Origin of the sequence: Streptomyces canarius, from assembly GCF_014650735.1 — a bacterium.
Classification (GTDB): Bacteria; Actinomycetota; Actinomycetes; order Streptomycetales; family Streptomycetaceae; genus Streptomyces; species Streptomyces olivaceoviridis.
In genome coordinates, this window is sequence record NZ_BMVN01000003.1 from 348,446 (window position 1) to 370,573 (window position 22,128).

Consider the following 22,128-nt stretch of genomic DNA (forward strand, 5'->3'; position numbering starts at 1 on the left):
GGACAAGACTGCCTTATCGGGCCGGGCCCGTGCGCCGCCGGGGTTGTACTTGACGGCTCGGTCGCCTCCGGGGGCGCGCCCCCTCCGGCTCCCTCGCGGCCGGCGCGTGGGGACGGTGGGCGTTGGCGGGCCCTTGCCCCAAGGCGGGTCCTGGGTGCCCGGCCCGGCTACCGTGGTGCCGTGATGGACGTACGGCGCGCCGGTGAGCGCTATCGCGGAGGGGACCCCGAGGGCGGGATCGACACCTGGCACGCCTTCTCCTTCGGCCCGCACTACGACCCGGACAACCTCCGCTTCGGCGCGGTGATCGCCTGCAACGAGGAGCGGCTCGCGCCCGGCGCCGGCTTCGACGAACACCCGCACAGCCACACCGAGATCGTCACGTGGGTGGTCGAGGGGGAGTTGACCCACCGTGACTCCACGGGGCACGAGACGCGGGTCCGGCCCGGGGACGTCCAGCACCTCGGCGCGGCGGCGGGCGTACGGCACGTCGAGCGCAACGACGGGGACGTCCCCCTGACCTTCGTACAGATGTGGCTGACGCCACGCGAGCCCGGCGGCGACCCTTCCTACGACCTCGTCACCGGCATCGCCGACTCCACGCCGTACGCGGTGCCGGCGGCGGGCGCGATGCTCCACGTGCGCCGCCTGGACCCCGGCGAGCGGACCGCCGTCCCGGACGCGGCGTACGTGTACGCGCACGTGGTGCGGGGCGAGGTCCGGCTCGCGGGGGAGGAGCTGGGCCCCGGCGATGCGGCGAGGATCACAGGGGCGGAGGGCCTGGAGGCGGTGGCGGCCACACCGGCGGAGCTGTTGCTGTGGGAGATGACGGCTTAGCCGCGCAGCTCGGTGAGCACCGCGTCCGTGAAGGCCGGCCACGCCTCGACCGCCCACGGGCCGAACGCCCGGTCCGTCAGGGCGACCCCGGCGAGTCCGGCGTCCGGGTCGACCCACAGGAACGTCCCGGACTGCCCGAAATGCCCGAAGGTGCGAGGTGAGGAGGAACTCCCCGTCCAGTGCGGGGACTTCCCGTCGCGGATCTCGAAGCCCAGCCCCCAGTCGTTCGGGTTCTGGTGGCCGTACCCCGGCAGGACCCCCTTCGTCCCCGGGTACTGCACGGTCATCGCCGCCGCCACCGTCCGCGGGTCCAGCAGCCTCGGCGCCTGCACCTCCGCCGCGAACCGCAGCAGGTCCCCGACCGTCGACACCCCGTCCTTCGCCGGCGACCCCTGAAGCGACGTCGACGTCATCCCCAGCGGCTCCAGCACCGCCTGCCGCAGATACTCCGCGAACGGGATGTCCGTCGCCTTGGCGATGTGGTCCCCGAGCTGCTCGAACCCGGCGTTGGAGTACAGCCGCCGCTCCCCGGGCGGGGCCGTCGCCCGGTGCTCGTCGAAAGCGAGCCCGGAGGTGTGGGCGAGGAGGTGACGGACCGTCGACCCGGGCGGCCCGGCCGGCTCGTCCAGCTCGATCGCGCCCTCCTCGTACGCGACGAGCGCCGCGTAGGCCGCCAGCGGCTTGGTGACGGAGGCCAGCGGGAAGCGGTGCCCGACGGGACCGTGCGTCCCGAGGACGGTCCCGTCGGCTCGTACGACACCCGCCGCGGCGGTGGGGACGGGCCAGTTCTCGATCAGCGCCAGGCTCTGCAACGACATGCCTCCGAGCCTATGCGGCTCACAGCAGCAGCCGCATCGACGGGTCGGGGTCCCGGGTGAAGCCCAGGGAGGTGTACAGCGGCTCGGCCTCCGGCGAGGCGTTCAGCAGCACGTGCCCGGCACCCCGCGCCCGGAACCAGCCCAGCAGCTCCTCCATGCACGCGCGCGCGTACCCCCGCCTGCGGGCGTCCGGATCGGTCGCCACACTGAAGACGTGCCCGACCCGGCCCCGCGGGTTCCCGGCCTTGCCGATGCGGTACTCCACCGTCCCCGCCACCAGCGCGGCCAGCGCCCCCGGCCGTCCGGAACGCTCCACGACGAACGCGGCGAAGTCCCCGTCCTGCTCGGCGAGCCGTTCCCGCAGCGCCGGCAGCGACTGCGCGTGCCACTCGGTCGACCCGGAACCTCCCGCGCTCCACAGGGAGTCGATCATCACCTGGCGCAGTCGCAGCACTTCGGCGGCGTCCTCGGGCCGGGCCCGGCGTACAAGACTCATGGGCCGCACGCTAATCAGCCGCCCGGGGTGCCGTCCTGCGGATTTCTCGGCGAACCCGCTTGCTTGGAGTCCACTCCAAGGCCATAGCGTGGGGGCATGACGGTGATGCAGACCACGCCAGCGGCCACCGAGCACGCCACCCCCGCCGACATCTGCTCCGCCCCGTCCCGGCGGCACCCCCGCCCCGACGGCCAGGACCGCTACACGATCAGCGAGGTCGTCGCGTTCACCGGCCTCACCGCGCACACGCTGCGCTGGTACGAGCGGATCGGGCTGATGCCGCACGTGGACCGCTCGCACACCGGCCAGCGCCGCTACAGCAACCGCGACCTGGACTGGCTGGACTTCGTGACCAAGCTCCGCCTGACCGGCATGCCGGTGGCGGACATGGTGCGCTACGCGGAACTCGTCAGGGAGGGCGACCACACGTTCGCGGAACGCCGTCAACTGCTGGAGTCGACCCGCAGGGACGTCCTGTCCCGGATCGCGGAACTCCACGACACCCTGGGCGTCCTGGACAAGAAGATCAGCTTCTACGGTCGCGAGCGGTAGCTACAGCTCGGCCAGCAACTCGGCCTTCTTGGAGGAGAACTCCTCGTCGGTGACCAGCCCCGCCTGGTGCAGTTCCCCGAGGTGCCGGATCCGTTCGGCGATGTCGGCGGGGTCACGCCGGGCCGGGGCCGGTACGGCGGGTACCGGCCCCCGCGTCCGCACCGCCGCCAGCACCGCCGCGGCGAACGGCAGTGACTCGTGCACCGGCCCGTACCCCAGGCCGAACACCACCGACGCCGGATCCTGGTCCGGCTGCAAGGACCGCGCGGAGCCCGGATCGCGGGGCACCAGCCGCAGGTGCCCCTCGAAGATCTCCGGCGACCGCCACTCCACCCCGCTCAGCCCGGCCACCGGAAAGCTCTGGTCGCCGGCCTTCCACTTCGCCGACGACGCCCCGGTCCAGGACCAGCGGAACTGAACGGACGTCCCGTCGAAGGACGCCTTCCCGTCGTACGCCTTGAACTGCAACGGCGCCTCGGGCGCCGCCACCAGATGCCGCTCGGCGGGCCCCGACTCGGTCAGCAGGCCCTTCAGTTCGTCGGCGTAGTACTCGGCGAGGGTCTCCCGCTCGGCCGGCAGCACCAGCCGGTAGGGGTCGGAGCCCTCCTTCAACTGGCCGTCGGCCGCCTCCATCAGCGGATCGGCACCCGGACGTGGCGTCAGGCGCAGGACGACCGTGCCGCGCTTGCCCGGGGCGAGGGTCACGCCCTCGACCGCGGACAGCGGGATCCGGCGCTCGCCGAGCGCCTGGAACAGCTTCGGTGTTCGAATCCCCCGTTCGTAACGGATGAGCACGGAGTCGGACTCGAACTCCCAGACGGCATGAAAACCCGCCAGTACGTCACCCATGCGGCTCATCGTATGCGGCACGTGCTCCTCCGTCGCCACCCGCGCAGACCGCACTTCCTGCTGTTTCTACGCGCGTCCGGCCGTCACCGTGCCGGACAGACCGGACCGGCACGCATCGTTCTCCCGTGCGCACGTCACCGCGTCGTACGCGCCCACGCCGATGGCGGCGAGGTTGCGCAGGCTGTCCGTGCCGGGCTGGAAGTAACCGCTGTGCCCCTGGGCGTCCCGGGCCGACACCACCCGCGCCCCGAACGCCGAGGAGACCGGATCGGCGCCGTGGCCGAGACCGCCCAGCTCCAGGTACGGAACATCCTGCACCCAGTCACTGGCGTCCCGCATGGCCCACACCCGGGCCGTCGTGCCCAGGTGGGAGGCGTTGCCGACGCGCATGCCGGGGCTCGCGGCCACCGCTATGTCGGCGACCCGGCGGGGCATACCGTGTGCGGCGACCCCGCAGACCACCGAGCCGTAGCTGTGACAGAACATCGACACCGGGGCCCGGCCGGGCAGCGCGCGCAGCAGCGCGTTCAGCCGTACGGCCCCCTCCTCGGCGCGCAGTCCGGTGGCCGCGTCCACCCCCAGCCCGTCGGGGGAGGTGTAGTCGGCCCAGGCGATCACGGCCGTACGGGTCTTCGGGCTCGCCTCGCGCTCGGCCGCGTACAGGGCTTTGGCCATGCCGACCGGGGCGCTGTACTTGCGGTTCGTCCGCTGGAAGGTGAGCAGGTCGGTGTCGACGCCGGGGACGACGACCGAGATCCGCTGTGCCCTGGAGAGGTCGCCGAAGACCTCGGCGACCCGGCCCGAACCCTCGGGGTCGAAGGCCAGGATGTGCCGGCCGGGGTTCAGCAGGGACGCGTAGCGGTCCATCCGGCGGGCCGCGTCCTGCTGGCCCGCCGTGCTGAGCCGGCTGTCGTGCAGGCGCTTGTGCTCGACCTGGCGGGCCTGCGCCAGCGCGATGCGGTTGGCCCGGTAGCGCAGGGAGACGGGCGCGCCGTTCATGTTGCCCACCGCCAGCGGATAGCGGTGGGCGAGGCGGTCGCGGTCGTGCGGGGTGAGCGAGGCGAAGAAGCGGGCCAGCCGGGACGGCGCGGCTTCGGGGTCCGGCAGGCCGAGGCCGTGGAGGCGGCCGTGCTCCCACTTGGTGAGCGAGGCCTGAAGGGCTGTCGACTCCCGGTGACTGCGCAGGGCGGTCCAGCCGGTGGTCGCGAGCATCACGAACACGACGGCCAGCGCCAGCAGTGCGCGCCAGACGTTCCATTGCGGGGAGGTGTCGAAGGAAGTCACTGGGAGGACACACTAGGAGAACGGGAGGGTCTCGCGGTAACCGAGTGACAGGGATCACGTTTCGGCGGTAACCGAACATCGTGTCCGGCGCTTCGCCAACGGTCTCAGGCGCCGCGCCAGTTACCCGTGAGCGCCGGACCCACCTGATCGAGGTAGGCCGCGCTGAGCGTCCGGAGCGCTTCCGGGCCGAAGTCCTCGCGTGCGCAGCACTGCCGTTCGGTGACCCGGATCACCGCGGCGAAGACGGCCACCGCCAGCCGGGGGCGCGGATCGGTGTCCACGTCGACGCCCTCCCGCTCGGCCAGCAGACGGGCGATCGTCTCCTCGGTCGCCGCCGACCGGCGCAGATGGGCGGCGAGCAGCGCGGGCGTCGACTCGATCGTCCGGTACATGCGCAGGTACAGCTCGACCGGGACGATCGACTCGACGGTCTCGCGGATCGCGTCCCAGCCCTCCAGGAACGCCTGCCGCAGGGCCTTCATCGGCGCCTCGTGCGGCGGACGCGCGCGGACGGCCGCCACGAACGCCGCCTCCGTGATGTTCTGCACCGCGAAGGCCACCTCCTCCTTGCCCGCGAAGTAGCGGAAGAAGGTGCGTTGCGAGACGTCGACGGCCTCGGCTATCTCGTCGACGGTCGTGTGCTCGTACCCCTGTGTGGTGAACAGTTCGAGAGCGGCCCGCAGCAGCGATTCCCGTGTACGCCGCTTCTTGCGCTCGCGCAGCGTCTCCATGGCCTCTCTCCCGTGCGTGTCCGGCCGGCCCAGCCTATGCGCCGCTGTCGTGTCAGTAACCGACGAGTGAATTGGTTTGTCAACTGTCAGCGACTGTCACTAGCCTGAGAAGTATGACTAGTCAGACCACCGTCGACGCGCCGGGGCCGGGGGGCAAGGCGCCGGCGGCCCCGTCGGGGCCCCCGTCGGCCCCGGGCCTGCGCGGCCACCCGTGGCTCACCCTCCTCACCGTCGCCGTAGGGGTCATGATGGTGGCCCTCGACGGCACCATCGTGGCCATCGCCAACCCGGCCATCCGCGACGACCTCAACGCGTCCTTCGCCGACGTGCAGTGGGTGTCCAACGCCTACTTCCTCGCCCTCGCGGTCACGCTGATCACCGCGGGCAAGCTCGGTGACCGCTTCGGCCACCGGCAGACCTTCCTCATCGGCGTGACCGGCTTCGCCGTCGCGTCCGGTGCCATCGGGCTGTCCGGCTCCATCGCCGCCGTCGTCACCTTCCGGGTCTTCCAGGGCCTGTTCGGCGCGCTGCTGATGCCGGCCGCGCTCGGCGTGCTGCGGGCCACCTTCCCGGCCGAGAAGCTGAACATGGCCATCGGTGTGTGGGGCATGGTGATCGGCGCGTCCACGGCGGGCGGCCCGATCCTCGGCGGTGTCCTCGTCGAGCACGTCAACTGGCAGTCGGTCTTCTTCATCAACGTGCCGGTCGGTGCCCTCGCGCTGCTCCTCGGCACCGTGATCCTGCTGGACCACCGGGCCGAGAACGCCCCGCGCTCCTTCGACCTCCTCGGCATCGCCCTGCTGTCCGGCGCGATGTTCTGCCTGGTCTGGGCGCTCATCAAGGCGCCGACCTGGGGCTGGGGCGACGGCAAGACGTGGGTGTTCATGGCCGTGTCCGTGGCCCTGTTCGTGCTCTTCGCCTTCTGGGAGACGAAGGTCGCCGAACCGCTGATCCCGCTGGGCCTGTTCCGCTCGGTGGCCCTGTCGGCGGGTGTCATCCTGATGGTCCTGATGGCCATCGCCTTCCTGGGCGGCCTGTTCTTCGTGACGTTCTACCTCCAGAACGTCCACGGGCTGAGCCCCGTCAAGGCCGGCCTGCACCTGCTGCCGCTCACCGGCATGATGATCGTCGGCTCGCCGCTCGCCGGTACCGCGATCACCAAGCTCGGCCCGCGCGTCCCGCTGGCCTTCGGCATGGCCGTGACCGCGGTCGCGCTGTACGGCATGTCGACGCTGGAGCCCGACACCGGCAGCGGTCTGATGTCCCTGTGGTTCGCGCTGCTCGGCCTGGGCCTCGCACCGGTCATGGTCGGCGCCACCGAGGTCATCGTCGGCAACGCCCCCCTGGAGCTGTCCGGTGTGGCCGGCGGCCTCCAGCAGGCGGCCATGCAGATCGGCAGCAGCCTCGGTACGGCGGTGCTGGGCGCGGTGATGGCCTCCAAGGTCGACCGCGATCTGCCGGGCAACTGGGCGGACGCGGGGCTGCCGAAGCTGACCCCGGATCAGCTCGACAAGGCCTCCGAGGCGGTCCAGGTCGGCGTGGCCCCGGTGACGAAGGACATGCCGGAACCGATCGTCGCGAAGATCACCGCCGTCGCCCACGACACCTTCATCTCCGGCATGAGCCTCGCCTCCCTGGTCGCGGCCGGCGTGGCGCTGGTCGCCGTCCTCGTCGCCCTGTTCACCAAGCGGGGCGCGAACGCGGAGGCGGGCGCGGGCATGGGCCACATCTGAGCCCGGGTTCCCACGTCCCCTCCCCGGCGGAGTTCCCCTATCAGGGTGACGCCGTTGAAGATCGCTCGCACCGGCGCGCGCCGCGGGTCACAGTGGGTCAAGTCCTCCGCAGGACATGGGGGACGCCGGGCCGCGGCGCGCGCTGCTGGAGGGGGGCAGCGCGCGCAGGTCTGCCGAAGCGGAACCGGGGTACCCGCACACCGAAGCCGAACTGTCCATTCGCCTCAAGGAGTTGATGATGGCGGGCTTCGGGCGAGGAACGAGCGGGTACCCCCGGTCACGCGGCCGAACGTGGCAGCGGACCGGGCCGGACCGTGCGACGCTCGGGATCATCGGCACGATCTGTGCCGTGGCCGGATTTTTCGCATTGGGCATCGTCCTGGGCCCGGTGGCGATGTTCTGCGGCTGGCAGTCGATGGGCCGCAAATGGTCCAACGACGGCAACGTCCCCGCACTGGTCGCCCTGATCCTGGGCGCGATCGACACGTTGCTCGCCATCATCGCCCTGGCGGGCGCGGCGACGTGGGGCCACGGGCTCCTCTAGCCGACGGCGTCCCGCCGCAGGGGCGTGGGCGCGTTGGCGGCCGTGGGCACGTCGTGGCCGCTCGCGCGGTTCTCCGCGCCCCCGTCGGGGCGCTGCTGTTCGGCCAACCGGGCCACCTCCGCCCGCAGCAGCCGTACCTCTTCGGCCAGGGCGGCGATGGCCTCGGTCTGCCGCCGCTCCTCCACGTCGTCCTTCTCGAACCGCGAGATGAACCACGCGGCGATGTTCGCGGTGACGACACCGAGCAGCGCGATCCCCGACAGCATCAGCCCGACGGCGATCATCCGTCCGAGCCCGGTGGTCGGCGCGTGGTCCCCGTACCCCACGGTCGTCATCGTCGTGAACGACCACCACACGGCGTCACCCAGTGTCCGGATGTTTCCGTCCGGTGCCTCCCGCTCCACGGACAGCACCGCGAGCGACCCGAACATCAGCAGACCGACCACGGCCCCGACGACATAGGTGGTCAGCCGGATCTGCGGGGCCATCCGCGCCCGCCGGCCGACCAGCAGCAGCGTGGACACCAGCCGGAGCAGCCGTAGCGGTTGCAGGACCGGCAGGACCACCGCGCACAGGTCGGGCCAGTGCTGTCGTACGAAGTCCCGCCGTTGCGGGGCGAGGGCCAGCCGGACCAGGTAGTCGAGGGCGAACGCCGCCCACACCACCCACTCGACCCCCGTGCACAGGGCCGTCAGGGAGTGACCGGCGGGGGCGTCCACGATCGGGACCGCGTACGCCACCGCGAACGCCACCGCGAGCGCCAACAACGGCCGCTGCGTACGCGCCTCCCACCGAGCCTGCGCCGACACTTGATCCATGCCCGCATAGTAAAGAAACCGTAAGGCCGACGCGCCCCCGAAGAGGCGCGGGGAACTGCGCGATCAACCCCAGCCGACCCGCAGCTCCCCACGACCCTCACCGCCCTTGTCGGCCGAAGCCAAGGGCACCGGCTACGCGTCGCCGCCCGCCGCCCCCGGATCCGCCGCCGAGACCTCCAGCAGCTGGTAGCGGTCGATGGCCTGCTTGAGTACGGAGCGGTCGACCTTGCCCTCGCGGGCCAGCTCGGTCAGCACCGCCACCACGATCGACTGGGCGTCGATGTGGAAGAACCGGCGCGCCGCGCCCCGGGTGTCGGCGAAGCCGAAGCCGTCGGCGCCCAGGGACTGGTACGTACCGGGCACCCAGCGCGCGATCTGGTCCGGAACCGATCGCATCCAGTCGGACACGGCCACGAACGGCCCCTCGGCGCCACTGAGCTTCCGCGTCACGTACGGCACCCGCTGCTCCTCCTCCGGATGCAGCAGGTTGTACTCCTCGCACTCCACGGCCTCGCGGCGCAGTTCGTTCCAGGAGGTCGCGGACCACACGTCGGCCCTGACGTTCCACTCCTCGCCGAGGAGCCGCTGCGCCTCCAGGGCCCAGGGGACCGCCACGCCCGACGCCATGATCTGTGCCGGGACGGAGCCGGTCGTGCCCTGCCTGAGCCGGTAGACGCCCTTGACGATGCCCTCGGCGTCCACGCCCGCCGGCTCGGCCGGGTGCTGGATGGGCTCGTTGTAGACGGTGAGGTAGTAGAAGACGTCCTCGCCGTGCGGGTGCTCGGCCGAGCTGCCGTACATCCGGCGCAGACCGTCCTGCACGATGTGCGCGATCTCGTACGCGTACGCCGGGTCGTACGCCACGCACGCCGGGTTGGTGGAGGCCAGGAGCTGGGAGTGGCCGTCCGCGTGCTGGAGGCCCTCACCGGTCAGGGTCGTACGACCGGCGGTCGCACCTAGGACGAATCCACGCGCCAGCTGGTCGGCCATCTGCCAGAACTGGTCACCCGTGCGCTGGAAACCGAACATCGAGTAGAAGACGTACACCGGGATCAGCGGCTCGCCGTGCGTGGCGTACGCCGAGCCCGCCGCGATCAGCGACGCCGTACAGCCCGCCTCGGAGATGCCGTCGTGCAGCATCTGGCCGGTCGGCGACTCCTTGTAGGCCAGGAGCAGCTCGCGGTCGACCGACTCGTACTGCTGGCCGAGCGGGTTGTAGATCTTCGCGCTCGGGAAGAAGGAGTCCATGCCGAACGTGCGGTACTCGTCCGGTGCGATCAGCACGAAGCGCTTGCCGATCTCCTTGTCCCGCATGAGGTCCTTGAGGAGGCGTACAAAGGCCATGGTCGTCGCGATGGACTGCTGGCCCGTGCCCTTCTTCACGGTCGCGTACGCCTTGGCGTCCGGCAGGGCGAGCGGCTCGGAGCGGACGACGCGGGTCGGGACGTAACCGCCGAGGCCCTTGCGGCGGTCGTGCATGTACTGGATCTCCTCCGAGTTCCGGCCCGGGTGGTAGTACGGCGGCAGACCGGACTCCAGCTCCTTGTCGGAGATCGGCAGGTGCAGACGGTCCCGGAAGCGCTTGAGGTCGTCGACCGTCAGCTTCTTCATCTGGTGCGTGGCGTTGCGGCCCTCGAAGTTCGGGCCCAGCGTCCAGCCCTTGATCGTCTTGGCCAGGATGACCGTCGGCTGGCCCTTGTGCTCCTTGGCCGCCGTGAACGCCGCGTAGATCTTGCGGTGGTCGTGGCCGCCGCGGCCGAGGTGCAGGATCTGCTCGTCGGTCATGTTCTCGACCATCGCGCGCAGGCGCAGGTCGTCGCCGAAGAAGTGCTCGCGGATGTACGCGCCGGACTCGGTGGCGTACGTCTGGAACTGGCCGTCCGGCGTGATGTTCATCTTGTTGACCAGCACGCCGTCCCGGTCCTGCGCGAGCAGCGGGTCCCAGGTGCGGTCCCAGATCAGCTTGATCACGTTCCAGCCGGCACCCCGGAAGACCGACTCCAGCTCCTGGATGATCTTGCCGTTGCCGCGGACGGGGCCGTCCAGCCGCTGGAGGTTGCAGTTGACCACGAAGGTCAGGTTGTCCAGGCCCTCGCGGGCGGCCAGGGAGAGCTGGCCGAGCGACTCCGGCTCGTCCATCTCGCCGTCGCCGAGGAACGCCCACACGTGCGACCGGGAGGTGTCGGCGATGCCGCGCGCCTGCATGTACCGGTTCATCCGCGCCTGGTAGATCGCGCCGAGCGGGCCGAGGCCCATGGAGACCGTCGGGAACTCCCAGAAGTCCGGCATCGAGCGCGGGTGCGGGTAGCTGGACAGGCCGTCGGGATACTTCGACTTCTCCTGCCGGAAGCCGTCCAGCTGTTCCTCGGTGAGCCGGTCGAGCAGGTATGCGCGCGCGTAGATGCCGGGGGAGGCGTGGCCCTGGAAGAAGACCTGGTCGCCGCCGTCGCCCTCGTCCTTGCCGCGGAAGAAGTGGTTGAAGCCGACGTCGTACAGCGACGCGGAGGAGGCGAAGGTGGCGATGTGGCCGCCGACGCCGATGCCCGGGCGCTGGGCGCGCGAGACCATCACGGCCGCGTTCCAGCGGGTCGCGTTCAGGATCCTGCGCTCGATCTCCTCGTTGCCCGGGAAGAACGGCTCGCTCTTGGTGGGGATCGTGTTGACGTAGTCCGTGCTGCGCATCTCGGGTACGGCCACGCGCCTCTCGCGGGCGCGCTCGATCAGACGCAGCATGAGATAGCGGGCCCGCTCCCGGCCGCGCTCGTCGACGGCGGCGTCCAGGGAGTCGAGCCACTCCCGGGTCTCTTCGGGATCGAAGTCAGGAACCTGACTCGGAAGGCCGCCAATGATGATCGGATTGCGATCGGATCCGGAAGCCACGCTGTTCCTTACCTGTCAGAGGGCCAAGTTGTTGCACCTGCCTACACCGTTCCCCATCGTGTACCTCGGGAAGGCGTACGTCATCCGCACCGTCATCTGTACCGGTCAAAACGCAACGATACGCCCGGGGTGTGACGTGTTTGGCAAAGTTGTTCGAGTGACGTAACGCTGGATGATTCCGAACGTGACAAACCGGGCGCATCGGCGTGATGTGGGGGGCGCGGAATCGAGATACGGTGCTGGGAGTTGCGGCGACACGGCCGGGATCGTCACCGTTTCGGCGGTCCCGACGGCCGGGTACTTGCGCGATCCGCCCCGCCCGTGTGGACTACGGCCAATGCTTCGCGCACGCGCGTGGCTGAGATACTTACCAAGACATGATCAGGAGGCAACCCGTGAGCGCGACCGCGGACCACGCGGAGGAGCGGACGAACCCTGCCGCCAGGCTGGGGTTCCAGCCCGGGCAGGTGGTCCAGGAGATCGGCTACGACGACGACGTCGATCAGGAGCTCCGCGAGGTCATCGAGGAAACCATCGCAGGCGACCTCATGGACGAGGACTACGACGACGTGGCCGACGCCGTTGTGCTGTGGTTCCGTGACGACGACGGCGACCTGACGGATGCGCTGGTGGATGCCACCACGTACATCGAAGAGGGCGGCGCGATCCTGCTCCTCACGCCGAAGACCGGCCGTTCGGGGTACGTGGAGCCGAGCGACATCCAGGACGCCGCCACGACGGCCGGCCTGACCGCTTCGAAGAGCGTCAGCGTCGGCAAGGACTGGAGCGGCAGCCGGCTGGCGACGCCGAAGGCGGCCAAGTCCAAGAGGTGACCGTCCTCGGACGCCGGACGGGCTGGAAATCGCCCCAGCCCGTCCGGGAGTCCCCGGTGACCGCTGCGTAGGGTGGAACCGAGCCTCAGCGCTCTCATCCGAACAGCCCACCGAAGGGAAGCACGACGATGGCGATCCAGGTCGGCGACAAGGCACCCGACTTCGAGCTGAAGGACAACCACGGCCGGACCGTGAAGCTCTCGGACTTCCGCGGCGCGAAGAACGTGGTCCTGCTCTTCTACCCCTTCGCCTTCACCGGCGTGTGCACCGGCGAGCTGTGCGAGCTGCGCGACAACCTGCCGAAGTTCGAGGACCGCGACACCCAGCTGCTCGCCGTCTCCAACGACTCCATCCACACCCTGCGCGTCTTCGCCGAGCAGGAGGGCCTGGAGTACCCCCTGCTGAGCGACTTCTGGCCGCACGGCAACGTCTCGCGCGCGTACGGCGTCTTCGACGAGGACAAGGGCTGCGCCGTCCGGGGCACCTTCGTGATCGACAAGGAGGGTGTCGTGCGGTGGACCGTGGTCAACGGCCTGCCGGACGCCCGCGACCTGAACGACTACGTGAAGGCGCTCGACACCCTGTGAACGGGCCGCGGGCGACACCTGTGATTCTTCGGGTCCAGGGTCTGCGGGGCGCGGGAACCCGTCACTAGGATCGGCACGTTGATCCCATATCCGAAGCACGACGGGGCTCCCCGCCCCCGAACACCACATGGAGGACCCGTGGGAGTCAGCCTCAGCAAGGGCGGCAACGTATCGCTGACGAAGGAGGCCCCGGGCCTGACCGCCGTCATCGTCGGCCTGGGGTGGGACGTGCGCACGACGACCGGCACGGACTTCGACCTCGACGCCAGCGCGCTGCTGCTGAACAACTCCGGCAAGGTCGCGAGCGACCAGCACTTCGTCTTCTTCAACAACCTCAAGAGCCCCGACGGCTCGGTCGAGCACACCGGTGACAACCTCACCGGTGAGGGCGAGGGCGACGACGAACAGATCAAGGTCAATCTGGCCGGTGTCCCGGCCGACGTCGAAAAGATCGTGTTCCCGGTGTCGATCTACGACGCCGAGAACCGCCAGCAGTCCTTCGGCCAGGTCCGCAACGCCTTCATCCGCGTCGTGAACCAGGCCGGCGGGCAGGAGATCGCCCGGTACGACCTCAGCGAGGACGCCTCCACCGAGACCGCCATGGTCTTCGGCGAGCTGTACCGGCACGGCGCGGAGTGGAAGTTCCGCGCCATCGGCCAGGGCTACGCGTCGGGCCTGCGGGGCATCGCGCAGGACTTCGGCGTCAACGTCTGACACGAACGGCATGTGAGGCCGCACGGCCCGTGAGACCGGCGCCGTCCCGTTTAGGGGCGGCGCCGGACGTGCAGGACAACCAGGGAAGCACCACCAGGGGAGGACCAGCGTCATGGGTGTCACACTCGCCAAGGGAGGCAACGTCTCCCTCTCCAAGGCCGCACCGAACCTCACCAACGTCATGATCGGACTGGGCTGGGACGCCCGGTCCACCACCGGCGCCCCCTTCGACCTGGACGCCAGCGCGTTGCTGTGCGGGGCCGGCAACCGGGTGCTGGGCGACGAGTGGTTCGTCTTCTACAACCAGCTCACCAGCCCCGACGGCTCCGTGGAGCACACCGGTGACAACCTCACCGGTGAGGGCGAGGGCGACGACGAGTCGCTCCTGGTGGACCTCGCGAAGGTGCCGCCGCAGTGCGAGAAGATCGTCTTCCCCGTCTCCATCCACATGGCGGACGAGCGCGGGCAGACCTTCGGCCAGGTCTCCAACGCCTTCATCCGCGTCGTCAACCAGGCCGACGGCCAGGAACTGGCCCGCTACGACCTCAGTGAGGACGCCTCCACCGAGACCGCCATGATCTTCGGCGAGCTGTACCGCCACCAGGGAGAGTGGAAGTTCCGAGCGGTGGGTCAGGGGTACGCGTCGGGTCTGCGGGGCATCGCTCTAGACTTCGGAGTCAACGTTTCGTAAAACTCGGTACGACTCAGGGGAGACCCTCCCCCGGACTCCGTCTGGGAGGTGCCCCCCACACATGATGGGGTAGCCAGTGCTTCTGAAAACCTTCGGCTGGTCGTTCGCGGTCACCGCGCTCGGTCTGGTCGCGGCGGCGTTCTACGGGGGGTGGACCGCCTTCGGCATCGTGGCGATCCTGGCCGTCCTGGAGATCTCGCTGTCCTTCGACAACGCGGTGGTCAACGCCGGGATCCTGAAGAAGATGAACGCCTTCTGGCAGAAGATCTTCCTCACGGTCGGTGTCCTCATCGCGGTCTTCGGCATGCGGCTGGTCTTCCCCGTCGTCATCGTCGCGATCAGCGCCAAGATGGGCCCGATCGAGGCCGTGGACCTGGCGCTCAACAACAAGGACCACTACCAGCAGCTCGTCACCGACGCCCACCCGGCGATCGCCGCGTTCGGTGGCATGTTCCTGCTGATGATCTTCCTCGACTTCATCTTCGAGGACCGGGACATCCAGTGGCTGCGCTGGATCGAGCGGCCCCTGGCCAAGCTCGGCAAGGTCGACATGCTGTCGGTCTGCATCGCCCTGGTCGTCCTGCTGATCACGTCGTTCACCTTCGCCACCCACGCCCACCAGCACGGCGGCGCCCACGTGGACAAGGCCCAGACGGTCCTGATCGCCGGTATCGCCGGCCTGATCACCTACATGGTCGTCGGCGGCCTCTCGGGCTACTTCGAGGACAAGCTGGAGGAAGAGGAGGAGCGCGAGCACGAGGAGGAGGAAGAGGCCGCCCGCACCGGCAAGCGGAAGCCCGCGATCGTCCTGGCCGGCCAGGCCGCGTTCTTCATGTTCCTCTACCTGGAGGTCCTGGACGCCTCTTTCTCCTTCGACGGCGTGATCGGCGCCTTCGCCATCACCAACGACATCGTCCTGATGGCCCTCGGCCTCGGCATCGGCGCCATGTACGTCCGGTCGCTGACGGTCTACCTGGTCCGCCAGGGCACCCTCGACGACTACGTCTACCTGGAGCACGGCGCCCACTACGCCATCGGCGCCCTCGCCGTGATCCTGATGGTCACCATCCAGCACGAGATCAACGAGGTCGTCACCGGTCTCGTCGGCGTCGTCCTGATCGCGGCGTCCTTCTTCTCCTCCGTCCGCCGCAACCGCGCTCTGGCCGCGGCGGGCGAGGGCAGCGACGAGAAGGCCGAGGTCTCCTCCGGGGTGTGACACCCCGGACGGTGAGGAACGCTCTGAGCGGGGCGGCCGGCACGGTCGGCCGCCCCGCCGGCGTCACAACAGGTAGCTGGGGGCGGGAATGGGTTTCTTCGACGGACTGCTGGGCGGGCGCGCCGCCGACTTCGACTCGGGCAACGCGTCGAGCAACGCCATAGAACTGACCAGGCGGCACCAGACGGTGTCCCTCACCAAGCAGGAAGCGGCCACCGGCCACCTGCGCGTCAACCTCTCCTGGCGGATGCGGACCTCCGACCTGGACGGAGTCCAGCGCACCAGCCTGTTCCGGCACCCCTTCAGGGCCCTGAAGCCTCCGGAGGTCCTCGGCCACGGCCAGAGCATGGTCAACGTCGACCTGGACCTCGGCTGCCTGTACGAACTGACCGACGGTACGAAGGGGGTCGTACAGCCCCTCGGCGGCTACCTCGGCGACGTCAACGCACCGCCGTACATCAAACTCAGCGGCGACGACCGGTTCGGCTCGGCGTCCGGCGAGACGATGTACGTCAACCTCGACCACCGGGACGCCCTGAAGAGACTGCTGGTCTTCGTCTACATCTACGACCAGACCCCCGCCTTCGACCGTACGCACGCCGTCGTCACCCTCTACCCCAGCAACGGCCCCCGCATCGAGATAGGCCTGGACGAACGCCACCCCCAGGCCCGCTCCTGCGCCGTGGTCATGATCGAGAACGTCAAGGGCGAACTGATCGTCCGCCGCGAGGTGAAGTTCGTCTACGGCTTCCAGGGCGAACTGGACCGCCTCTACGGCTGGGGCCTCCAGTGGGGCAGGGGCTTCAAGACGAAGGTGGACAGGTGACCACCGGTCGCTTCCCGGGGTGACTACCGCCCGAGGAACTGCGGCCCCTGCGGCGGCAGCCGGAAGTACGGGTCCCCCGGCACAGCCGCCGGCGCCGACATCGGCTGCGGATAGCCGTAGGCGGGCGGCTGTGCCGGAACCGCGGCCGTCGGCTGCTCCGGAGGCAACGGCTGGGACGAGGCCGGCTCCCCCTCCATCTCGGACTCGTCCACCGAGATCCCGAAGTCCGTGGCGAGCCCCTTCAGCCCGTTCGAGTAGCCCTCACCCAGCGCCCGGAACTTCCAGCCCTCCCCGCGCCGGTACAGCTCACCGCAGATCAGCGCCGTCTCCGCGCCGGTCTCCGGCTTGATCTCGAACCGGGCCAGCGGCTCCCCGTCGGCGACCGCCGCGTCGTACAGCAGGACGCACAGCGCCGGCACCTGGTCGAAGGCGACCCCGTCCGCGGAGGCGACCAGCAGGATCCGGCCGACCCCCGGCTCCACCCCGGAGAGGTCGGTCTGGATCGTGTCCGTCAGCCCCTCGGCGATCCGCTTCTTGCCGAGCCGCCACACCTTCCCGGAAGGGTGCCGGGGCTGGTTGTAGAAGACGAAGTCCTCGTCGGAGCGCACACGGCCGTCCGGACCCAGCAGCAGCGCCGAGGCGTCCACGTCCGGGACCCCTTGCCCGGGCGTCCAGCGCAGCACGGCGCGCACCGTGGTGGCCTCCAGCGGGACGTTCGACCCTTTCAGCATCGTGTGCGTCATGCGGTCATCCTGCCCTCTCGGTCCTGGTCACGACAATGCGGGGGCGGTGCCGCCGACATGGGCGAGTTACCGGGAATTCATGTCCACAGGGAACCCCGGACACGGATCCCCACGTACTATTACCGGCCACCTTTTACCCAACCCAGAGGCTCGGCTCGCGCCCTTAGGGAGTCCTATGCGTCATTTCGGGCACATCGCCCCCGAGGTGCGGCAGCGCCTCTTCCACCAGGAGCCGTGCGCGTTCACCGCCGACTCCCCGGCCCGGCTGCTCTCCGCGGCCCTGGGCGCCACGCTGTACAGCCCGGCCACCCGGCCCCGGCTCGCCGACGACATCGTCAAACAGGCCGACAACGGCGTGGTCTCGATGGTGCTGTGCCTGGAGGACTCGATCGACGACGCGGACGTCGAGCCGGGGGAGGAGAACCTCGTCCGGCAGTTCGCCGACCTCGCCGCCCGGCCCGACGCGGAGCCGCCCCTGCTGTTCATCCGGGTGCGCACCCCGGAGCAGATACCGGACCTGGTCCGCCGCCTCGGCCCCGCCGTGCGCCTGCTGTCCGGGTTCGTGCTGCCCAAGTTCACCGAGGAACGCGGCATCCCCTTCCTGGAGGCCCTGACCGCGGCCGAGAACAGCAGCGGCCGGCGGCTCTTCGCCATGCCCGTCCTGGAGTCCCCCGAACTGCTCTACCGCGAGTCCCGGGTGGAGACCCTGGAGGGCATCTCCCGCGCGGTCGGCAAGTACCGGGACCGGGTGCTGGCCCTCCGCCTCGGCGTGACCGACTTCTGCTCCTCCTACGGCCTGCGCCGCGCCCCCGACATGACCGCCTACGACGTCCAGATCGTCGCTTCCGTGATCGCCGACGTCGTGAACATGCTCGGCCGCGCCGACGGCACCGGCTTCACCGTCACCGGCCCGGTCTGGGAGTACTTCCGTCTCTCCGAACGCATGTTCAAGCCGCAGCTGAGGCAGAGCCCCTTCCTGGAGGTGCAGGCCGTCTCCCTGCGCGAGAAGCTGATCGAACACGCCATGGACGGACTGCTCCGGGAGATCTCCCTCGACCAGGCCAACGGCCTGCTCGGCAAGACCTGCATCCACCCGTCCCACGTCCTGCCCGTGCACGCGCTCTCCGTGGTCAGCCACGAGGAGTTCAGCGACGCCCAGGACATCCTGCGGCCGGAACGCGGCGGCGGGGGTGTACTCCGGTCGGCCTACACGAACAAGATGAACGAAGTGAAACCGCACCGCGCCTGGGCCGAGCGGACCCTGTTGCGCGCCGAGGTGTTCGGCGTCGCCAACGAGGACGTTGGCTTCGTGGAACTGCTCGCCGCCGGCATACCCGGCTGAACGTCTCTCCACCTCCACTTCCACCTCCGCCTCTCCAAGGAACGAATGAACAACGCAGTGAACGACGCGGTCTGGTCCGGCAGCTGGGTCGCCGAGCGACTCGGGGTCGGACTCGTGGGCGACGACGGGCTGCCGGCCCTGCTCGGGCTCGCGCTGCGGCGCAACCCCAAGCGGGCGCACCTGCTGGTCTCCAACGTCCTCGGCAAGCACGTCCCCCAGTCGCCGGCCGTGGTGTACGGGTACGGCTTCCGCCTGGGCCGGCGGGTCGCCGCGCTGCTCGGCGAGGAAGGGGCCGGGGCCGTCGTCCTCGGCTACGCGGAGACCGCGACGGGGCTGGGGCACGCGGTCGCCGACGGGCTCGGCGCGGTGCCGTATCTGCACTCCACGCGGCGGGCGGTTCCCGGGGTCGCCCCCGCGGGCGGCTTCGAGGAGTCGCACTCGCATGCCACGTCGCACCTCCTGCTGCCGGAGGACCCCGCCCTGCTGGCCGGGGACGGGCCGCTGGTGCTGGTGGACGACGAGTTCTCCACCGGTAACACCGTGCTGAACACCGTGCGTGACCTGCACGCGCGGTATCCGCGGCGGCGGTACGTGGTGGTCGCTCTGGTCGACATGCGGTCGGCCGAGGACACCGCTCGCCTCCAGCGGTTCGCGGGGGAGATCGGAGCCCGGGTCGAGGTGATCGCCGCTGCGTCCGGGACCGTACGACTGCCGGAGGGGGTGCTGGAGAAGGGGCAGGAACTGGTGGCCCACCACGAGTCCGCCGGGTGCGGGTCGAGCGCGGTCGCTCGCGCCCCTGGAGGGGCGCACCAGCCGGGCCGGGTCACCGAGGTCGACCTGCACTGGCCCCCCGGTCTCCCCGACGGCGGCCGGCACGGCTTCACCCCCGCCCACCGGGCCCGGCTCGAAGCGGCGCTTCCCGCCATGGCCGGGCGCATACGCGCGGCCCTGCCTGCCGGGGCCCGGCGCGTCCTGGTGCTCGGGTCCGAGGAGCTGATGTACGTTCCGCTGCGGCTCGCCCAGGAGGTGGAGCGGGGTACGGACGCCGATGTGCGGTTCTCCACGACGACCCGGTCGCCCGTGCTCGCGGTCGACGACCCCGGCTACGCGATCCGCAGCCGCCTGGTCTTCCCGGCCCACGACGACCCGGCCGACGGGCCCGGCGAGCGGTACGCCTACAACGTGGCCGGCGCCGGCTTCGACGCCGTCGTCGCCGTGGTCGACTCCGTCGCCGACACCCCCGTCCTGCGCGCGCCCGACGGCCTGCCGGCCGCCCTCGCCGCGCATGTCCCGCACGTCCTGCTCGCGGTCGTACCCTCGTACGTTCCGCACGCTCCCGAAAGGCCGGCCATGCTGCCCGAGCCCCTCCGTGGCCCCGCGTTCTCCTCGTACGCGCCGGAGGAGGTCGGCTGGCTGCTCCAGGACCTCTCCGACGTGACCCTGGAGGCACCGACGGAGGAGCGGGAGGAGGCCATCCAGAGCGGCGGCGCGCACTACGCCGAGTCGCTGCCGGTGGAGTACCAGCCCAGCGCGCGGTACCAGGAGCTGTTCCACGCGGCCCTGGACGCCTCCGCCGCCCGCCTCGCGCGGGCCGTCGGTGTCGTGACCGAGACCGTCCTCACCGAGCGGTCGCCCCGTCCGGTGCTGGTCTCCCTGGCCCGCGCCGGCACCCCGGTCGGCATCCTGATGCGCCGCTGGGCCCGGTTCCGGCACGGCCTCGACCTGCCGCACTACGCCGTGTCGATCGTGCGCGGCCGGGGCATCGACGCCAACGCGCTGCGCTGGCTGGCCGCCCACCACGACCCGCGGGACGTCGTGTTCGTCGACGGCTGGACCGGCAAGGGCGCGATCACCCGTGAACTCGCCCAAGCGGTCGAGGAGTTCGAGCGGAAGGAGGGCGTCAGCGGATTCGACCCGGAGATCGCGGTCCTCGCCGATCCCGGCTCCTGCGTACGCACCTACGGCACCCGCGAGGACTTCCTCATCCCCTCCGCGTGCCTCAACTCGACCGTCTCCGGGCTGATCTCCCGCACGGTGCTGCGCGCCGACCTGGTCGGTCCGCACGACTTCCACGGCGCCAAGTTCTACCGGGAACTCGCGGGCGCGGACGTCTCCGTGGCCTTCCTCGACGCCGTCGCCGCCCGCTTCCCCGAGGTGGCCGAGGGCGTGGACAGCGCGGTGAAGGAACTGCCGGCCGCGGACCGCACCCCGACCTGGGAGGGCTGGCGGGCGGTCGAGCGGATCAGCGAGGAGTACGGCATCCACGACGTCAACCTCGTCAAGCCCGGCGTCGGCGAGACCACCCGGGTGCTGCTGCGGCGGGTGCCGTGGAAGATCCTCGCGCGGGCGGGGGCGGGCGCGGACCTGGCCCATGTGCGGCTGCTCGCCGAGCAGCGCGGGGTGCCGGTGGAGGAGGTGGACGACCTGCCGTACACCTGCGTCGGGCTGATCCACCCCCAGTACACGCGGGGCGCCACGGGCGCCGACGGCAGGGCGGTGAACGTCTGATGCCGGTGCTGGTGGCGAGCGACCTGGACCGCACGCTGATCTACTCCTCGGCGGCCCTCGCGCTGACCATGCCGGACCCGCGGGCGCCCCGGCTGCTGTGCGTGGAGGTGCACGAGGCCAAGCCGCTGTCCTACATGACCGAGACCGCGGCCCAGCTGCTCACCGACCTCGGCGACACGGCCGTCTTCGTGCCGACGACCACCCGGACGCGCAAGCAGTACCAGCGGATCAACCTGCCGGGCCCGCCGCCGGCGTACGCGATCTGCGCCAACGGCGGCCATCTGCTGGTCGACGGGGTCACCGACGACGACTGGCACGCGGGCGTCCAGGCACGGCTCGCCGACGAGTGCGCGCCGCTGGCGGAGGTCAGCGAGTACCTGCTGCGGTCCGCCGACCCGGTGTGGGTACGCAAGCACCGGATCGCCGAGGACCTGTTCGCCTACCTCGTGGTGGAGCGCGAACTGCTGCCCGGGGACTGGGTGAAGGAGCTCGCGGTGTGGGCGGAGAACCGGGGCTGGACGGTGTCCCTGCAAGGCCGCAAGATCTACGCCGTGCCGAAGCCGCTCACCAAGAGCGCGGCCGTCCGTGAGGTGGCCCGGCGCACCGGCGCGCAGCTGACGCTGGCCGCCGGGGACTCCCTGCTCGACGCCGACCTGCTGCTGGCCGCCGACCGGGGCTGGCGCCCCGGCCACGGCGAACTCGCCGACACCGACTGGACGGCCCCGCGGATCAGCTCCCTCCCGGAACGCGGTGTCCTGGCGGGAGAGCGGATCCTACGGGAGTTCCTGAGGGCGGCACGGCAGCCGACCTGAGGGGTGCGGGGCCGCATCGACGTGCGGCCCCGCACGGCACCCCCGTGGCGGCTACCCGCAGCACCCGCCCCCACAGCACCCGCCCCCACCGGCCCTCGGCGAAGGCGCGGGCGCGGACGTGTTGTTCGACACGCCCACCGCCACCGTCGACAGGAGCTTCACCGTGTCGTCGTGCCCCGCGGGGCACGACGCGGGGGCGGCGGACTGGGCCATGGGCCGGTTGAGTTCGAACGTGTCGCCGCAGGTCCGGCAGCGGTACTCGTAACGAGGCATGGCCCCAGGTTAGCCGTCAAGGCCCCGGCCGGGGACGTCTC

General features: G+C 70.6%; 22 protein-coding genes. 13 read left to right on the forward strand and 9 right to left on the reverse strand.

Going from position 1 to position 22,128, the window contains the following annotated elements; translation table 11 throughout:
* The first annotated feature begins 183 nt into the window (after positions 1–183).
* The gene (locus tag IE294_RS06410) at positions 184–837 is read left to right on the forward strand and encodes a pirin family protein (protein WP_189883384.1); all 654 of its coding nucleotides are present in this window, start codon (positions 184–186) and stop codon (positions 835–837) included.
* Here the strand turns inward: IE294_RS06410 and IE294_RS06415 are convergent.
* Positions 834–1,655, reverse strand: coding sequence for a serine hydrolase domain-containing protein (locus tag IE294_RS06415; protein ID WP_189883126.1), 822 nt, complete (start codon positions 1,653–1,655; stop codon positions 834–836). The two genes, IE294_RS06410 and IE294_RS06415, sit on opposite strands and share 4 nt — an antisense overlap.
* A 19-nt stretch (positions 1,656–1,674) precedes the next feature.
* On the reverse strand, positions 1,675–2,151 hold the full coding sequence (locus IE294_RS06420; RefSeq protein ID WP_189883128.1) for a GNAT family N-acetyltransferase: 477 nt from the start codon (positions 2,149–2,151) through the stop codon (positions 1,675–1,677).
* Positions 2,152–2,247: 96 nt separating this feature from the next.
* On the opposite strand from IE294_RS06420, the gene IE294_RS06425 reads away from it, so the two are divergent.
* The gene (locus tag IE294_RS06425; RefSeq protein ID WP_189883130.1) at positions 2,248–2,703 is read left to right on the forward strand and encodes a MerR family transcriptional regulator; all 456 of its coding nucleotides are present in this window, start codon (positions 2,248–2,250) and stop codon (positions 2,701–2,703) included.
* Here the strand turns inward: IE294_RS06425 and IE294_RS06430 are convergent, their stop codons facing one another.
* From IE294_RS06430 to IE294_RS06440, 3 genes are all read right to left on the reverse strand, one after another.
* On the reverse strand, positions 2,704–3,552 hold the full coding sequence (locus tag IE294_RS06430) for a DUF4429 domain-containing protein (RefSeq protein WP_189883133.1): 849 nt from the start codon (positions 3,550–3,552) through the stop codon (positions 2,704–2,706).
* 66 nt (positions 3,553–3,618) lie between these two features.
* The gene (locus tag IE294_RS06435; RefSeq protein WP_189883135.1) at positions 3,619–4,836 is read right to left on the reverse strand and encodes an alpha/beta hydrolase; all 1,218 of its coding nucleotides are present in this window, start codon (positions 4,834–4,836) and stop codon (positions 3,619–3,621) included.
* A gap of 104 nt (positions 4,837–4,940) precedes the next feature.
* Positions 4,941–5,567: a TetR family transcriptional regulator gene (locus IE294_RS06440; RefSeq protein ID WP_189883137.1), complete on the reverse strand. Its 627-nt coding sequence runs from the start codon at positions 5,565–5,567 to the stop codon at positions 4,941–4,943.
* 113 nt (positions 5,568–5,680) lie between these two features.
* Between IE294_RS06440 and IE294_RS06445 the strand changes: the two genes are divergently transcribed.
* Together IE294_RS06445 and IE294_RS06450 are read left to right on the forward strand one after the other, a co-directional pair.
* A complete protein-coding gene (locus tag IE294_RS06445; RefSeq protein ID WP_189883139.1) occupies positions 5,681–7,300 on the forward strand; it encodes an MFS transporter in 1,620 nt (539 codons plus the stop codon).
* A 238-nt stretch (positions 7,301–7,538) separates the two neighbouring features.
* A complete protein-coding gene (locus tag IE294_RS06450; protein ID WP_103811047.1) occupies positions 7,539–7,844 on the forward strand; it encodes a small hydrophobic protein in 306 nt (101 codons plus the stop codon).
* Here IE294_RS06450 and IE294_RS06455 read toward each other — a convergent pair.
* Both IE294_RS06455 and aceE read right to left on the reverse strand, forming a co-directional pair.
* Positions 7,841–8,662 (reverse strand): potassium channel family protein, encoded by an 822-nt coding sequence (locus IE294_RS06455; RefSeq protein ID WP_229917033.1) that lies wholly within the window; start codon positions 8,660–8,662, stop codon positions 7,841–7,843. The two genes, IE294_RS06450 and IE294_RS06455, sit on opposite strands and share 4 nt — an antisense overlap.
* A 132-nt stretch (positions 8,663–8,794) precedes the next feature.
* Complete coding sequence (gene aceE, locus IE294_RS06460) at positions 8,795–11,542, reverse strand: pyruvate dehydrogenase (acetyl-transferring), homodimeric type (RefSeq protein ID WP_189883141.1); 2,748 nt, start codon at positions 11,540–11,542, stop codon at positions 8,795–8,797.
* A gap of 395 nt (positions 11,543–11,937) precedes the next feature.
* Between aceE and IE294_RS06465 the strand changes: the two genes are divergently transcribed.
* The 6 genes from IE294_RS06465 to IE294_RS06490 all read left to right on the forward strand — a co-directional run bounded on the left by IE294_RS06465 (position 11,938) and on the right by IE294_RS06490 (position 16,409).
* Positions 11,938–12,375, forward strand: coding sequence for a DUF3052 domain-containing protein (locus IE294_RS06465; protein WP_189883143.1), 438 nt, complete (start codon positions 11,938–11,940; stop codon positions 12,373–12,375).
* Positions 12,376–12,503: 128 nt separating this feature from the next.
* Positions 12,504–12,962 carry a peroxiredoxin gene (locus tag IE294_RS06470; RefSeq protein ID WP_014672466.1) on the forward strand — a complete coding sequence of 153 codons (459 nt, stop codon included), beginning with the start codon at positions 12,504–12,506 and terminating at the stop codon, positions 12,960–12,962.
* A gap of 138 nt (positions 12,963–13,100) precedes the next feature.
* Positions 13,101–13,676, forward strand: a complete 576-nt coding sequence (locus tag IE294_RS06475) for a calcium homeostasis/redox stress adaptation protein (protein WP_100826004.1) — start codon at positions 13,101–13,103, stop codon at positions 13,674–13,676.
* 112 nt (positions 13,677–13,788) lie between these two features.
* On the forward strand, positions 13,789–14,367 hold the full coding sequence (locus IE294_RS06480; RefSeq protein ID WP_189883145.1) for a TerD family protein: 579 nt from the start codon (positions 13,789–13,791) through the stop codon (positions 14,365–14,367).
* 76 nt (positions 14,368–14,443) lie between these two features.
* Entirely contained in the window at positions 14,444–15,583 is a 1,140-nt protein-coding gene (locus tag IE294_RS06485; protein ID WP_189883147.1) for a DUF475 domain-containing protein, read from the forward strand.
* 88 nt (positions 15,584–15,671) lie between these two features.
* Positions 15,672–16,409 (forward strand): TerD family protein, encoded by a 738-nt coding sequence (locus IE294_RS06490; RefSeq protein WP_189883149.1) that lies wholly within the window; start codon positions 15,672–15,674, stop codon positions 16,407–16,409.
* A 23-nt stretch (positions 16,410–16,432) separates the two neighbouring features.
* On the opposite strand, the gene IE294_RS06495 is transcribed toward IE294_RS06490, so the two are convergent.
* A complete protein-coding gene (locus tag IE294_RS06495; RefSeq protein ID WP_189883151.1) occupies positions 16,433–17,152 on the reverse strand; it encodes a TerD family protein in 720 nt (239 codons plus the stop codon).
* Positions 17,153–17,327: 175 nt separating this feature from the next.
* Between IE294_RS06495 and IE294_RS06500 the strand changes: the two genes are divergently transcribed.
* Genes IE294_RS06500 through IE294_RS06510 form a run of 3 tightly spaced genes read left to right on the forward strand, consistent with a single transcriptional unit; the run spans position 17,328 to position 21,814 of the window.
* Positions 17,328–18,494 carry an HpcH/HpaI aldolase/citrate lyase family protein gene (locus IE294_RS06500; protein ID WP_189883152.1) on the forward strand — a complete coding sequence of 389 codons (1,167 nt, stop codon included), beginning with the start codon at positions 17,328–17,330 and terminating at the stop codon, positions 18,492–18,494.
* Positions 18,495–18,539: 45 nt separating this feature from the next.
* Positions 18,540–21,002, forward strand: coding sequence for a phosphoribosyltransferase (locus tag IE294_RS06505; RefSeq protein WP_189883154.1), 2,463 nt, complete (start codon positions 18,540–18,542; stop codon positions 21,000–21,002).
* A complete protein-coding gene (locus IE294_RS06510; protein WP_189883156.1) occupies positions 21,002–21,814 on the forward strand; it encodes an HAD family hydrolase in 813 nt (270 codons plus the stop codon). Before IE294_RS06505 ends, IE294_RS06510 begins: the two co-directional genes overlap by 1 nt.
* A gap of 51 nt (positions 21,815–21,865) precedes the next feature.
* Here IE294_RS06510 and IE294_RS06515 read toward each other — a convergent pair whose 3' ends face one another.
* Positions 21,866–22,087: an FmdB family zinc ribbon protein gene (locus IE294_RS06515; RefSeq protein ID WP_079087989.1), complete on the reverse strand. Its 222-nt coding sequence runs from the start codon at positions 22,085–22,087 to the stop codon at positions 21,866–21,868.
* Positions 22,088–22,128: the final 41 nt, after the last annotated feature.